General features: G+C 73.9%; 10 protein-coding genes. 3 read left to right on the plus strand and 7 right to left on the minus strand.

Annotated features, from left to right (window positions below; translation table 11 throughout):
• Positions 1 to 30: 30 nt before the first annotated feature.
• The 3 genes from ACLIN4_RS02675 to ACLIN4_RS02685 are packed head-to-tail and all read right to left on the minus strand — an operon-like array spanning position 31 to position 3059.
• Positions 31 to 912, minus strand: coding sequence for an SDR family oxidoreductase (locus ACLIN4_RS02675; protein WP_100044083.1), 882 nt, complete (start codon positions 910 to 912; stop codon positions 31 to 33).
• 34 nt (positions 913 to 946) lie between these two features.
• The gene (locus tag ACLIN4_RS02680) at positions 947 to 2566 is read right to left on the minus strand and encodes a phytoene desaturase family protein (protein WP_411575455.1); all 1620 of its coding nucleotides are present in this window, start codon (positions 2564 to 2566) and stop codon (positions 947 to 949) included.
• Positions 2559 to 3059: an SRPBCC family protein gene (locus tag ACLIN4_RS02685; protein ID WP_107476760.1), complete on the minus strand. Its 501-nt coding sequence runs from the start codon at positions 3057 to 3059 to the stop codon at positions 2559 to 2561. Before ACLIN4_RS02685 ends, ACLIN4_RS02680 begins: the two co-directional genes overlap by 8 nt.
• Before the next feature lie 283 nt (positions 3060 to 3342).
• Here ACLIN4_RS02685 and ACLIN4_RS02690 point away from each other — a divergent pair, with 283 nt between their 5' ends.
• Both ACLIN4_RS02690 and ACLIN4_RS02695 read left to right on the plus strand, forming a co-directional pair.
• Positions 3343 to 5775 (plus strand): GH92 family glycosyl hydrolase, encoded by a 2433-nt coding sequence (locus tag ACLIN4_RS02690; protein WP_411575456.1) that lies wholly within the window; start codon positions 3343 to 3345, stop codon positions 5773 to 5775.
• A 210-nt stretch (positions 5776 to 5985) separates the two neighbouring features.
• Positions 5986 to 7149, plus strand: a complete 1164-nt coding sequence (locus ACLIN4_RS02695; RefSeq protein WP_381944402.1) for a S1 family peptidase — start codon at positions 5986 to 5988, stop codon at positions 7147 to 7149.
• A 181-nt stretch (positions 7150 to 7330) separates the two neighbouring features.
• Here ACLIN4_RS02695 and ACLIN4_RS02700 read toward each other — a convergent pair whose 3' ends face one another.
• The 3 genes from ACLIN4_RS02700 to ACLIN4_RS02710 form a co-directional block, all read right to left on the minus strand.
• Entirely contained in the window at positions 7331 to 7774 is a 444-nt protein-coding gene (locus tag ACLIN4_RS02700; protein WP_289907882.1) for a hypothetical protein, read from the minus strand.
• 511 nt (positions 7775 to 8285) lie between these two features.
• Positions 8286 to 9578 (minus strand): cation:proton antiporter, encoded by a 1293-nt coding sequence (locus tag ACLIN4_RS02705; RefSeq protein WP_382025088.1) that lies wholly within the window; start codon positions 9576 to 9578, stop codon positions 8286 to 8288.
• 815 nt (positions 9579 to 10393) lie between these two features.
• Positions 10394 to 10579, minus strand: a complete 186-nt coding sequence (locus ACLIN4_RS02710; RefSeq protein WP_229830492.1) for a hypothetical protein — start codon at positions 10577 to 10579, stop codon at positions 10394 to 10396.
• 227 nt (positions 10580 to 10806) lie between these two features.
• Between ACLIN4_RS02710 and ctaD the strand changes: the two genes are divergently transcribed.
• Positions 10807 to 12522 (plus strand): cytochrome c oxidase subunit I, encoded by a 1716-nt coding sequence (gene ctaD / locus ACLIN4_RS02715; protein ID WP_381915658.1) that lies wholly within the window; start codon positions 10807 to 10809, stop codon positions 12520 to 12522.
• Between the two features lie 9 nt (positions 12523 to 12531).
• Here ctaD and ACLIN4_RS02720 read toward each other — a convergent pair whose 3' ends face one another.
• Positions 12532 to 13773: a cytochrome P450 gene (locus ACLIN4_RS02720; RefSeq protein WP_381915660.1), complete on the minus strand. Its 1242-nt coding sequence runs from the start codon at positions 13771 to 13773 to the stop codon at positions 12532 to 12534.
• Positions 13774 to 13946 lie beyond the last annotated feature (173 nt).

A 13946-nucleotide genomic window follows, 5' to 3' on the forward strand; every position in this document is an offset into this window, starting at 1 on the left:
CACCGGAACGCCCGCGGTGCCGTACGGCGGCTACGCCCCCGTGCCCTCCGCCTCCTGGTCCGCCCGTCCGCCCGCGCCGAGCGGACCGGTCGAATCCGTGGCCCCCTCGCTCTCCAACCGGGGCAGGTGGCGCCGGGTGACCCGCATGACCACGGGCGGCATCGCCGTACGCCCCGCCTGGGCCAGGCGCAGCCGACGGGGCACGTACACGGCGGTGCGGCGGCGTTCCACGGCGCGGACCACCCGGTCGGCGACCGCGTCCGCGGGGAGGACACCGCGGACCGGAGCCGGCAGGTGGGCGCGCAGCTCGCGCAGGACCGCGTACCGGTCCGCGTCGCGGATCATGTCGGTGTCGATCCAGTTGAGGTAGGCGATGCCCACGGCGATTCCGTGGTGGGCGACCTCGGCGCGCAGCGAGTGGGTGAACGCCTCCACGCCCGCCTTCGAGGCGCAGTAGGCGCTCATCATGGGCGCGGCGCCCAGGGAGGCCAGCGAGGCGATCTGAAGGTGGTATCCGGCGGTGCGGCGCAGGTCCGGGAGGAAGGCGCGGGCCGTGTGGGCGCTGCCGGTCAGGTTGACCTCGACGACGCGGCGCCACTCGGCCGGGTCCGACGTGGCGAACGGTCCGCCCAGCGCGATGCCGGCGTTGGCGACGACGACCGACGGCGGCCCGAGGCGCCCGCGCACCTCACCGGCCGCCTCGTCCAGCGCGGCGGGGTCGGTGACGTCGGCCTCGACGGCGAGCGCCGGGCTCGGCAGGGCCGCCGCCAGGGCGTCCAGGAGCGGCTTCTCGTGGCCGAGCAGGGCGAGCCGGGCGCCGCGGAGGGCGCAGGCGTGGGCGAGGGCGGCGCCCAGTCCGCGTGCGGCGCCGGTCACCACGACGGTGCGGTCGCGCAGGGGAGAGTCCGTCACGGGCCGGCCCCTTCCCCGGGGTGCTCGGGGCGGGTCACTTCTTGTCTCCGGTCCGGTCGCGGCGGGTGAGGGCGCGCTGCACCCGCGTGAGGTCGGCGAACCGGTGCCGGCGCAGGGCGGCGCGGGCGGCGTTGGCACCCGGCGCCCCGTGCACTCCGCCGCCCGGGTGGGCGCCCGCGGAGGCGAGGAAGAGGCCGGCCACCGGGGTCTCGGGGCGCCCCGTGCCGGGCACGGGCCGGAAGAAGAGCTGCTGGTGCATGGCGGTGGTGCCGCCGTTGATCGCGCCGCCCTCCAGGTTGGCGTCCATGGCCTGCAGCGTCGGCGGGGCCAGGATCCGGCGGGCCCGGATCAGCGCGCGGAAGCCGGGCGCGAAGCGTTCCACCTGGCGCTCGACCCGGTCGGCCATGAGTTCCCGGTCCTGGGCGTCCCAGTTGCCGGTGATGCCCTCGTCGCCCGCGTCGGACCGGATGTCGTGGGGGACGTGGGTGTAGGCCCAGGCGGACTCGGTGCCGCTCGGTGAGCGGGACGGGTCGGTGGTCGTCATCTGGCCGAACAGCGAGAAGGGACGGTCGGGGACCTGCCGCATGGCGATCTGGGCGGCGAACCGGGTCAGCTCGTCGAGGCCGTCGGCCAGGTGCACGGTGCCGGCCCGGGCCGCGTCCTGGCACCGCCAGGGCACGGGGCCGTCCAGCGCCCAGTCCACCTTGAAGGTGGCGAAGTCCCACTGGAAGCGGCGCAGATCGGCGAGGACCTGGTCGGGCAGGTGCTCGGGGGCGACGAGATCGCCGTAGAGCGCGGGCACCGACACGTCCGCCAGGACCGCGCGGCGTGCGGCGACCGTCTCGCCGCCGGCCGTGCGGACGCCCACCGCGCGGCGGTCGCGGACCACGACCCGCTCGACGCGCTGCCCGCACCGCACGGTGCCGCCGCGGGCCCGCAGCCGGTGGACCAGGGCGGCGGTGAGCGCGCCCGCGCCGCCGACCGGCACGGGGAAGCCGTAGGTCTGGCCGAGCATCGACATCAGCCAGCCGAAGCCGCCGCTCCCGGCCGCCTCGGGGGCGAGGTCGGCGTGCAGCGCGTTGCCGGCCAGGAGCAGCTTGCCGCCCTCGCCTCGGAACTCCTCCTCGCCCAGCCGGCGCACCGGCAGCACCAGGGTGCGGGCCAGCCGCAGGCCGCCCCCGGCGCGCAGCCGCAGGGCCAGCCGGGCGCCGGCGCGGACCGGGGGGAAGGGCGTGAAGAGGGCGTCGAGGATGTCGGCCCGGTAGCGGTCCCACACCTCGTGCAGCCGTTCCCAGGCGGCGCCGTCGCCGGGCGCGAAGACGTCGAGCGAGGCGGCGGTGGTGCCGGCGTCGCGGTCGAGGACGGCGCAGGTGCCGTCGGTCAGGGGATGGGCGAGGACGTGCGGGGCGTGGGCCCAGCGCAGGCCGTGGTCGTGCAGCCGCAGTCCGGCGAGGACCGGGGAGGCGGCGGCGAGCGGGTAGAAGGAGCTGAAGAGGTCGTTGACGAAGCCGGGGGCGACCTCGCTGTCGTGGCGCACCGCGCCGCCCGGTTCGGGCTGCTCCTCCAGGACCTCGACGCTCCAGCCGGCGTCGGCCAGCAGGTTGGCCGCCACCAGCCCGTTGGGACCCGACCCGATGACCACGGCGTCAGGCACGGCCGGTGTCCGTCCCGAACCGCACCGACCCGCCCGTGTCCGCCGGGTCAGGCCGGCAGCCGTCGCCCGACTCGCAGAGCTTCGCGAGCCTGGCGAGCATCGCGCGGTGCCGCACCTGGATCAGCGCCTCGACGCCCACGTTGTGCACGAAGCCGCCGGGCCCGCGCAACGGGTGTTCGTCCACGATCACCAGGCACTGCTCGCCCCAGGGGCGCAGTTCGATGGCGATGCGGGCGGTGCCGAGCCGGCCCGCCTTGGCCTCGATCTCCAGCTCGGAGCCCGCCACACAGCGCCTGACCACGGATTCGTTGTTCAGCCGCACCGGGCCGAGCCGGACCTCGTAGCCGATCGTCGCGCCGACCTGCGGCCACTGGCCGGATCTGGGGGTGACGTCGGAGGGTCCGACCACCCACTCGACGTACTGGTCGCCGTCCGCGAGGACGTTCCACACCGCCTGCGGACTCGCCTGGATCAACCGATGCCGCACCGCCACGCGTGCCTCCCACGCCCGAAGCCGTCACTGCAAGGACGCAGCACTGAGTGCCCAGCCCGCGGCAGACCAACCGGGGGCACGGCACGCGGGCAGACCGGCCGGGACCGCGGCACCGCGACGGCGGGACCGCGACCGTTCACCTGGCGGTCGCCCGGAGGTCCCGGCGGGCTCTTCCGCCCCTCCACGCCGTCTCCTAGCCTTGCCCCGCCCGAAGATCGTCCCGCGCCTCGGTCCCCCGCGGCGCGCCCGGGTCCCTGTCCCGACTCGAAAGGCGACTTTCCCTATGCGTCGTCCTGGCGTACGCACACTGAGACGTCTCGGCACCAGATCGGCCGCGGCCGTGATCACCACCGTCCTGGCCGTGGGTGCCGCTCCGCTCCCGGCCGGTGCGGCGGACCGTGCCCCGGCCCGGCCGTCCTCGTTCGTCGACCCCCTGATCGGCTCGGCGAACGGCGGCAACACCTACCCCGGCGCCACCCTCCCCTTCGGCATGATCGCCTGGTCGCCCACCAGCACGGCGGGCGACCAGACCAACACGGCGGCGGCCAACGGCTACTCGTACGACACCACCCGCATCCGCGGACTGAGCCTGACCCACGTCAACGGGGCCGGCTGCCACCCCGGAGCCGCCGGGGACGTACCGATCATGCCGTTCGTCGGCGACGTCACCTCGTCCCCCTCGGCGGACACCGGGGACCGGGTGTACGCCTCGGACTTCAGCCACTCCGACGAGAAGGCCGTTCCCGGCCGCTACACCCTCGGCCTCGCCTCCGGCGCCGCCGCCGACCTGGCCGTCAGCGAGCGGGCGGGCGTGGCCGACTTCAGCTTCCCCGAGGACGAGCCGGCCAACCTGCTCTTCCGGGTCTCCAACTCGCTCAACGGCAGCGAGGACGCGCACGTCGACATCGACGCCGCCCACCGCAAGGTGACCGGCTGGGTGCACACGGGTGCCTTCTGCGGCCGGCGGGCCAACGGCGGGGAGAACAACCGCAAGAGCTACTACAAGCTGTACTTCAGCGCCTCCTTCGACCGCGCCTTCTCCGAGGTCGGCACCTGGAGGGACGACACGCTCTCCCCCGGCTCGACGAGCGCGTCCGGCGGTGAGGGCTACGCGACCGGCGCCGAGCGCGCGGACCGGGGCTCCGGCGGCTGGGTCGGCTTCGACACCTCCTCCGACAACGATGTCCGGATGCGGATCGGCATCTCCTACGTCAGTCTCGCGGGCGCCGAGGCCAACCTGCGCGACGAGATCCCGCCGCGCGCGAGCGTCGACCAGGTGGCGCGGGCGGGCTCCCGGGCCTGGGACCGCGAGCTGAACTCCGTGCGGGTGCAGGGCAGTACCCCGGAGCGCCGCACGGCCTTCTACACGGCGCTCTACCACTCCTTCATGCAGCCCAACCTGATCAGCGACACCGACGGCCGGTACGTCGGCATGGACCGAGCCGTCCATCGCGTGGAGCGCGGCCAACGAGCGCAGTACAGCAACTTCTCGGGCTGGGACCAGTACCGGGCCCACGTCCAACTGCTCGCGCTGCTCAAGCCGAAGGTGGCGGGGGACTTCGCCCAGTCGCTGTACAACTTCGCCCGGCAGAACGGCGGGGTGTGGGACCGCTGGGTCCACGTCAGCGGCGCCACGCACGTGATGACCGGCGACCCCTCCGCGGCGACGCTGGCCACCTTCTACGCGATGGGCGTACGCGACTTCGACCACGAGGGTGCCTTCGACTCCCTGGTCCGGCAGGCCACCGTGCCGCACCCCGACGGGCTGTCCGACGCGGGCTGCCCGGGCCAGTGCGAGGGGCAGCGGCCCAACCTGGAGCAGTACCTGGCCTCGCACTACGCGGCCCAGGACGCCTGCCACTGCTGGGGCGGCGCCGCCGAGACGCTGGAGGCCGCGGTGGCCGACTCGGCGCTCGCCGAGTGGGCGCGGCTGCTGGGCCGCGAGAAGGAGGCCGAGGTCTTCGCCGACCGGGCCGGGTGGTGGCGCAACGTCTTCAACCCGGACGCCACGCCCGAGGGCGGTTACGTCCAGGCGCGCAACCTCGACGGCTCCTGGGTGACGCCGTTCGGCCCGGGAACGGGCACCGGATTCGCGCAGGGCACCAGCGCCACGTACACATGGATGGTGCCCCAGGACGTGCGGGGGCTGGCGGCGGCCACGGGCGGCCGGGAGGTCGCGGCGGCCCGGCTGGACGGCTTCTTCCACGAGCCGGACGGTTCCTGGTCGGTGGGCGGCGGCGACGCCCTGCGCTACGACCCGACCAACGAGCCCGGCATCCACGCCCCGTGGCTGTACAACGCGCTCGGGCAGCCGTGGAAGACGCAGGCGACGGTGCGGCAGATCGTCGACACGGTGTACGGCACCGGGCCGTCCGGGCTGCCCGGCAACGACGACCTGGGCACCATGTCCGCCTGGTACGTCTTCGCCTGCCTCGGCCTGTATCCGCGCACGCCGGGCAGCGCCGATCTGCTGCTGGGCGCCCCGGTGTTCACCGAGGCGGTGCTCGACCGGCCCGGAGGCACCGACATCACGGTGACGGCACCCGAAGCAGACGCCGCGCACCGGTACGTGGACTCCGTACGCCTGAACGGGCGTGCGCACGACACGTCGTGGACGGGCGCACGGCTGACGCTGCGCGGTGGCACGCTCGCGTTCGGGCTGGCGGAGCGGCCGGACACGCGGTGGGGCACCGACCCGGCGGACCTGCCGAAGTGAGCCGGCGCCGGCCGGCACCCGCGGGAGCGCGCGCGGGTGCCGGCCGGCCTTCCGCGCGAAGCTCTCCCGGAAAGGCCCTGCATTGGCATGGACCTGATCTCCCGCCCTGGCTAAGCTCGAAGCGACCCCGATGAGAGCGCTCTCAGATCCGCGGTTGCTCCACCCATCAGTTCCATCCCCACCTTGCTGGAACGACGAAGGGCAACTCCCGTGAGACGCAGCAGACTCAGGCATCTCGGCCTGGCCACCCTCCTCGTGCTCGGCGGCCTCACCGCGACCGGCACCCTGCCCGCCTCGGCGGCCGACACCCCCACCGGCTCCGCCGAGGACCAGGCGGCTTCCGCCGGTCTCCTGGACGCCATGCAGCGGGATTTCGGTCTCACCCGTGCCGAGGCCGAGGACCGGCTGGCGGCCGAACGCCGCGCCACCGACCTCGTGCCCACGGCACGACGGGCCGCCGGGGACGCGTTCGGCGGCTCCTGGTTCGACGCCGGCCGAGGGCGACTGACCGTGGCGGTCACCTCGGACGCCTCGCCCACGACGGTCAGGGCGGTGGCCGCCACCGGTGCTCAGGTACGCACGGTCGAGCACAGCGCGCGGCGACTCGACGCGGCCAAGAACCGTATCGACCGCCTCGACGCCCCCGCGGGCGTCAGCAGTTGGCACGTCGACCCGGCCGCCAACTCGGTGGTCGTGGACGTGGTCAGGGGCGAACGCGGCGACAACGATGTCCGCAACTTCCTGGAACAAGCCCGCGAGGCCGGCCCGGTCACGGTACGCACGGTGGCCTCGGCGCCGAGCACCTTCGCGGCCGGCACGGTCGGCGGGGACCCGTACTACACCGGCAACGTCCGCTGCTCCATCGGCTTCTCGGTGCACGGCGGATTCGTCACCGCCGGGCACTGCGGCGGGGCGGGCGCGGCGGTCCGCGGCTGGGACGGCTCGCACATCGGGACGTTCCAGGGCTCGTCCTTCCCGGGCGACGACTACGCCTGGGTCAGCGTGGGCAGCGGCTGGTGGACGGTACCGGTGGTCCTCGGCTGGGGCACGGTCTCCGACCAGTTGGTGCGCGGCTCGAACGAGGCGCCCGTGGGCGCGTCGATCTGCCGCTCCGGCTCCACCACCCACTGGCACTGCGGCACCGTGCTGGCCAAGAACGAGACGGTCAACTACAGCCAGGGCGCCGTGCACCAGATGACGAAGACCAGTGTCTGCGCCGAAGGCGGTGACTCGGGCGGCTCCTTCATCAGCGGCGACCAGGCGCAGGGCGTCACGTCGGGCGGCTGGGGCAACTGCTCCAGCGGCGGGGAGACGTGGTTCCAGCCCGTCAACGAGATCCTGAACCGCTACGGGCTGACCCTGCACACGGCCTGACCTCCGGGGGCGGCAAGAGGTCTCGCGGGGCGGCAGGATGCTTCGCCGGGTGACCGGCGGGCTGCCGGCGGGCCGACGGCGGAGGGCTTCGCCGGTGACCCGCCGGTCCCGCGTCTGCCCGGCGGGCTCCGTCGCCGGGCGCCGGTCGCAGGCGGGGCGGACGCAGGCGGGGCGGACGTGCTCAGAAGTTCCCCGGCCCGGCAGCCCCGTCCATCGCCTCGGGGCCGCTCGCCGTCGTCAGCCGACGGTAGGCGGCCCGTGCGTGCACCAGGCGGGCCAGCGCCGTGCCGGCGAGGGCCGCGCCGAGCAGGCAGGCCAGCCAGAACGCGTCCCGCCGACCGCCCCACGTGAGGGTGCCGGCCGGCGGGACGGCGAAGCCGTTGAGGGACAGCCAGCACAGGAGGGCCGTTCCGGGAGCGGCCGTGAACCGGGCGCACAGCCCGAGCAGTGCCGCCAGCAACGAGAGCAGGGTCAGGGCGAGTCCCGGACGGCCGTACCCCACGGTGCCGTTGACGAGCGCCACCAGGGCGAGGGCGCCGCCGAAGGCTCCGGCCCACACCAGCGGAGCGGCGACGGGCCGGGGAACGGGTCTGGGGCCGCTGCCCAGGGGCACCCACTCGATCATCTGACGGCTCCTTCCGGTCCCGGACGGCTCCGACCACGGCATCGGACACCGACCCTGCGGGCAGATTGTCCCACCGGGGCGGTGAGTGACGCTGCGGTCGGAGTAGCGACCCGGCCCCGCCCGTCCGTCCGTACCGCCCGGGCCCCGGCACGGAGCACGCCGGCACCTCGGTGCTCTTCCCACGGCCGCTGGGGCGCCCGGTCCCCGTCCGGCGGCCGCGGGGCACGAACCGAGATATCGCGGCGCACGGTGCGGGAGAAGCCCTGCCGTGCGCGCCCCGGCCCCGGCCCCGGCGGCGCCCGGTCGTCTCGGCTCGGGCGGCGGCACGATCGGCGCCCACGAGCCGCTCGTCCGGGGCACCTTGGCCATCGGCTCGCGGACGGCGTCTCCCGCCCGGGGCAGACCGCCCGAGGTGTACGCGCGCCGGCTCGACGGGGTCGGGAAGCCGCACGGCAACCGCCGCGGTGCCGCGCACGCCGCCGCGGCACCGCCGTCCCTCTGCCCGGCCGCCCTACCGGTCGGCTTCCGCGCGCGGTGCGGACGGGGCCGCCGCCGGCACCGGTGGCGCGTCCGCGTCCGTCTCCTCGCCGGGCCCTTCCTCCCCCGCTCCGGCCGGCGTCCGCGTCCCGGGGAGCAGCCGGCCGGCGGCCCGCAGCCAGCCGGCGAGCACGTGGGCCCGTCCCGCGACGATGGGACCGAGGACGGCAAGGACGAGGACGTATCCGGCGATGAAGGGGGCGAGCCGTCCGTCGAGTCCGGCGCCCGCGGCCATGGCGGCCAGGATCAGCGCGAACTCCCCGCGGGCGACCAGGGTGGTGGCGATCTCCGCGGCGGGCTGGGCGCCGTAGCGGTACACGCGGGCGACGCACAGTCCGGCGGCGACGTTCATGACGACGGTCAGTGCCGCCGCCGCGGCCACCGGGCCGGCGACGGAGGCGATGTCGCCGGGGTCGATGGCGAGCCCGAAGGCGAAGAAGAAGATGGCGGCGAAGGCGTCGCGGAGCGGGTGCACCAGTTCCCGGATACGCGGTCCGGAGGGGGTGCCGGCGAGGATGAGGCCGACCATGAAGGCGCCGATGGCGTCGGCGACGCCGAGGACCTCGGAGACGCCGGCGACGAGCACCGCGGCGCCGAGGAAGCTGATGACGAGGAGTTCGTTGTCGCGGGTCGCGATCAGGCGGCCCACGAGCCGGGTGCCGTAGCGGGCGGCGGCGGCCAGCACCAGCAGGAAGCCGAAGGCCTTGCCGGCCTGGAGGGCCATGTCGGCGACGCCGTGCGCGCCCGCGATGATCGGCTGCAGGGCGGCCAGGTACAGCGCGAGGAAGATGTCCTCGACCACGATGACGCCCAGGATCAGGCGGGTCTCGGGGCGACCGATCCGGCCGAGGTCGATGAGGATCTTGGTGACGATCGCGGAGGAGGAAATGCCGAGCACGCCTGCGAGCACCAGCGCCTCGCGCACGCCCCAGCCGAGGACGAACCCGAAGCCGAGCCCGGCGCCGACGTTCAGCAGCAGATAGACGCCGCCCGCGGTCAGGAGCCGTTTGCCGCCGCTCTTGAGGTCGTCGAGGTGGAACTCCAGACCCAGGTAGAAGAGCAGCAGCACCAGTCCGAGCGCGGAGAGCATCTCGAAGTCGTGCGCGTCCTCGACCAGGACGAAGCCCGGTGTGTGGGGGCCGAGCAGGATGCCGGCGAGCATGAACAGGGGAATCGTCGGAAGTCCGATCCGGCCGCCGAGGCGGGCGAGGAACGCGGCGGCCACGAAGGCACCGCCCATGGCGAGCAGGGTGTCAGCGTGTCCCACGGGTCACCGCCTTCGACCGTACGGAGGGTCGGCAGGGCTTCACTTGACGGGGATGGATGCGGGTTCTCCTTCAGCTGTGACGCGTCGTCTGTCGTACCGCCGGACACCGTCGGCCGGCACTGTGACACCGCTTCGGGGCCTGACGGGGCGCCGGCCGGGCCGCCGCGTGCGCGGACGGACGGATGCCCGTCGGCGTGCGCGGACGGACGGATGTCCGGACCCGGGCCGTGCCCTACGGCCGTACGCACCGATGACCACCGGCCGCGCCGGCACTCGGGGTGCGGACGGCACACCCGGAACGGACCACGCGGCAACGCCCGTGAACGACGGGCGAGATGAGGCTTCCCCGCAACGCTCCCCGGCCCCCGGACAGAGCCCCCGGGGCGCGGCGTCGCTCCACGGTCGCACGCCGGGCCGGTACGCGGCCATCGGGGACGGCACCCATAACCCGCGGTGGCCGACACCCATCGTCGGCGGCGGACGGGCCGCTGCGCGTGGACGGTTCCGCCGCGGCGCTGCCGCGGGCCCGGTGGACGGACCCGCCGCGGCCGAGCGGACCGGCTCCACGGCGCGCCCGGGAGGATACGTGCCGTGCGGAGCAGGAGGGCGTACCGCGGCCGACTCGGGGATCCCGACCGCGGCACGCCCTGCGGCCCCGGCGCCGGAGGACCGCGCGCCCGGGCACTACCTGCGTCTGCCCCGGGCGAGGACCGCGACACTGCACCAGGCGAGTGATCACCGCGTCCCGCCCGACCCCCGTACGCCGTCCGCCCCGCCGCGGGATGCGACGGGGCGGACGGTTTGCGGACGGTCCGTCAGCACGGCGTGGTTGCCATGAGCTTCTCGAAGGAAGCCATGCAGTCCGGGCAGTGACGCGCCCGTTCGCCGTCGGATGCCTCGATACGTTCGCGGAGCTTCTCTCCGCACAGGGTGGCCGCTGCCTTTTTGGCCATCACGTGCCACACCAACGCTCCGCCCGCCTTCTCCGGGCCCACGCACATTTCGTACATGATCGGCCTCCCAGCCTGGACGCCGCTGACATACTCCAGGAGACACCGGATCGGCCCGCACCAGTAGCGAGCGGGGGCCATTCGGGTGACGGCCGCTTCGCCCCTTGGAGGCGGCGACACACCCGGACGGATAGAAACGATCAGCCAATCGGTCCCAACCGGGTGGGTGTGTGACGTGGCGTCGACGCAGGCGGCCGACGGTCGGCTGCTGTGGTCGGATGGCGACACAGACCGAACCGATCGCTCCGGTCCCGGCGGCGGGACGCCGCCACAAGGGGCGGGTGATCATCTCCTGGCTCACCACGACCGACCACAAGCGCATCGGCCACCTCTACCTCATCACGTCGTTCGCGTTCTTCCTGATCGCCGGGGCGCTGGCGATGCTGATCCGGGCGGAGCTGGCCCGCCCCGGGCTGCAACTGGTCTCCAACGAGCAGTACAACCAGGCCTTCACGATGCACGGCACGATCATGCTGCTGCTCTTCGCCACCCCGACCTTCGCCGGTTTCGCCAACGCCGTCATGCCGTTGCAGATCGGCTCCCCGGACGTGGCCTTCCCACGGCTGAACATGCTGTCGTACTGGCTCTTCCTCTTCGGCGGCCTGATCGTCCTGGCGAGCTTCCTCACCCCCCAGGGCGCCGCCGACTTCGGCTGGACCGCCTACACACCGCTCAGCGGGCCCCTGCACTCGCCCTACCTCGGCGGTGACCTGTGGATCATGGGGCTGGCGCTGTCCGGTTTCGGCACCATCCTGGGAGCGGTCAACTTCATCACCACCATCATCTGCATGCGCGCGCCGGGCCTGACCGTCTTCCGCATGCCGATCTTCGTCTGGAACGTCCTGCTGACCTCGGTCCTGGTGCTGCTGGCCTTTCCGGTACTTGCGGCGGCACTGCTGGTGCTGGAGGCGGACCGGCACTTCGGGGCGCACGTGTTCGACGCCGCGAACGGCGGGGCGATCCTGTGGCAGCACCTGTTCTGGTTCTTCGGCCATCCCGAGGTGTACATCCTCGCGCTGCCGTTCTTCGGGGTGGTCACCGAGATCATCCCCGTCTTCGCCCGCAAGCCGGTCTTCGGTTACATGGGGCTGGTCGGCGCGACCATCGCCATCGCGGGGCTGTCGGCCACGGTCTGGGCGCACCACATGTTCGCCACCGGCGCCGTGCTGCTGCCGTTCTTCTCGTTCCTGACGTATCTCATCGCCGTCCCCACGGGCGTGAAGTTCTTCAACTGGATCGGCACCATGTGGCGCGGGTCGCTGTCCTTCGAGCCGCCGATGCTGTGGGCGGCCGGGTTCCTGGTGACGTTCCTCTTCGGCGGACTGACCGGGGTGATCCTCGGCTCGCCGCCCCTGGACTGGCACGTCACCGACTCCTACTTCGTCGTCGCGCACTTCCACTACGTCCTGTTCGGCACGATCGTGTTCGCGATGTTCGGCGGCTTCAGCTTCTGGTGGCCGAAGATGACGGGCCGCATGCTCGACCACCGGCTGGAGAAGGTGCACTTCTGGACGCTGTTCGTGGGCTTCCACACGACGTTCCTGGTGCAGCACTGGCTCGGCGTGGAGGGCATGCCGCGCCGGTACGCGGACTACCTGGCCGTCGACGGCTTCACGGCCCTCAACACCGTCTCCTCCGTCGGCGCCTTCCTGCTGGGGCTGTCGACGCTGCCGTTCCTCTACAACGTCTGGAAGACCGCCAGGTACGGGCGGCCGGTCGGGGTCGACGACCCCTGGGGGTACGGGCGTTCGCTGGAGTGGGCCACGTCCTGTCCCCCGCCGCGCCACAACTTCCACGCACTGCCGCGGGTTCGGTCGGAGTCACCGGCCTTCGACCTGAACCACCCCGAGCTGGTCCGCTTCGACCAGGCCGAGCAGACGGGCCGGCGCGACGCCCTGGAGCCGGGTGGGGGTCACAAGGGCGACCGCTCGTAGGGGACCGCGTCAGGGAGCCCGTACGCCGGTGACGGCGAAGCCGCTGCGCGGCCGGGTCGGGATGCGGTGCAGCGGGATGCGCAGGTCCTGCTCGGGGACCGTGTACTCCAGGCGGGCGAGTCGCACCGCCAGCGCCTCCAGCAGGCCCACGGTGATGCGCTCGCCGGGGCAGCGGTGGCCGGTGTCCGGGTCCCCGCCGCCCTGTGGGATCAGGTCGTCGCGCTCGGGGGGCCGGTCCAGGAACCGCTCGGGTCGGAAGGCGTACGGGTCTGTCCAGAGCTCTTCGTCGTGGTTCTGGCCGTAGACGTCGAGCAGCAGGATCCCGCCGGACGGGACGGACTCGCCGTGCCAGGTGAGTTCGGTGACGGTCCGTCCGCCGAGGAACGGGGCGAACGGGTAGAAGCGCCGGACCTCGTGCGCGAACGCGGTGGCGAACGCGCCGTCGCCGGCACGCAGCCGCTCGCGGTGGGCAGGCCACCGGTGCAGGGCGTGGGCGGAGAACGCCACGAACCAGCTGACGGCTGCCGTGGGGCGCAGCACGTTGAGGAGTTCCACCGCGGCGGTCCGGGCGTCCAACGGGCCGTCCGGGGTGTCGCGGTGCCGGGAAACCCGTTCGAGCACCGAGCCCTTGGGGGCGGCGACCGCCTCGGACCGTACCTCCTCGATCAGGCGGGCCATCCGGGTCTCCTGCCGGGACCGGGCCCGGCGGGCCCGCAGATGCCGCGGTCCCGGCGTGGCGAAGCCGTCGACCATCGCGATCAGGTCCCGGGCGAGCGGCTCCGCGTCCACAACCTCCCGCGGGAGGCCGGCCCAACGGCAGACCCCGCGGGTGAGCACCACACCCGCCTCGTCGAACAGCACGAGGCGGGGGCGTTCGCTCCAGTCGTGCACGGCCTCGTCCCAGGCCGCGGTGACGTGTTCGGTGAGGCCGGTGACCCGGTCGGGGTCGAGCAGCGGCAGGAACAGTTCCTTGCGGGCCCGGTGGGCGTCGCCGTCGAGGGTGTGCACCGCGCCCTGCCCGAACAGGGAGTCCAGCACGGGAGCGGGAAGCGCGCCGTGACGGTGGACGTGTGCCTCGTCGTAGAAGAAGCGCACGGCGTCCGGGCCGCGCACGGCCAGCGCGGGCCTGCCGAGCAGGCGCGTGCGCACCACGGAGTCGGCGCTGTCGCGCATCCGGTCGGGCAGCCAGGCGTACCCCTGGGTGAGCAGTGACAGGGTGCGGTCCAGTAGCGGGCGGCGATGTGCGTCCATGGCCGGCGAGTGCCCAGGGCGGCGACGGGGACACCCGGGGCGGGTACGGGGCGGTGGTGCGGGTGGACGGGCTCGTACCGGCGCGAGGGGCGGGCCGATCGCCTCTCGCGGCGCGGCACGTGGGGTGACCGGCGGTGGTCTGACCGCGGCGGTCGGGTGAGGGGCCGCAGGAC

Source organism: Streptomyces mutabilis, assembly GCF_046628145.1.
GTDB classification, from domain to species: Bacteria; Actinomycetota; Actinomycetes; order Streptomycetales; family Streptomycetaceae; genus Streptomyces; species Streptomyces mutabilis.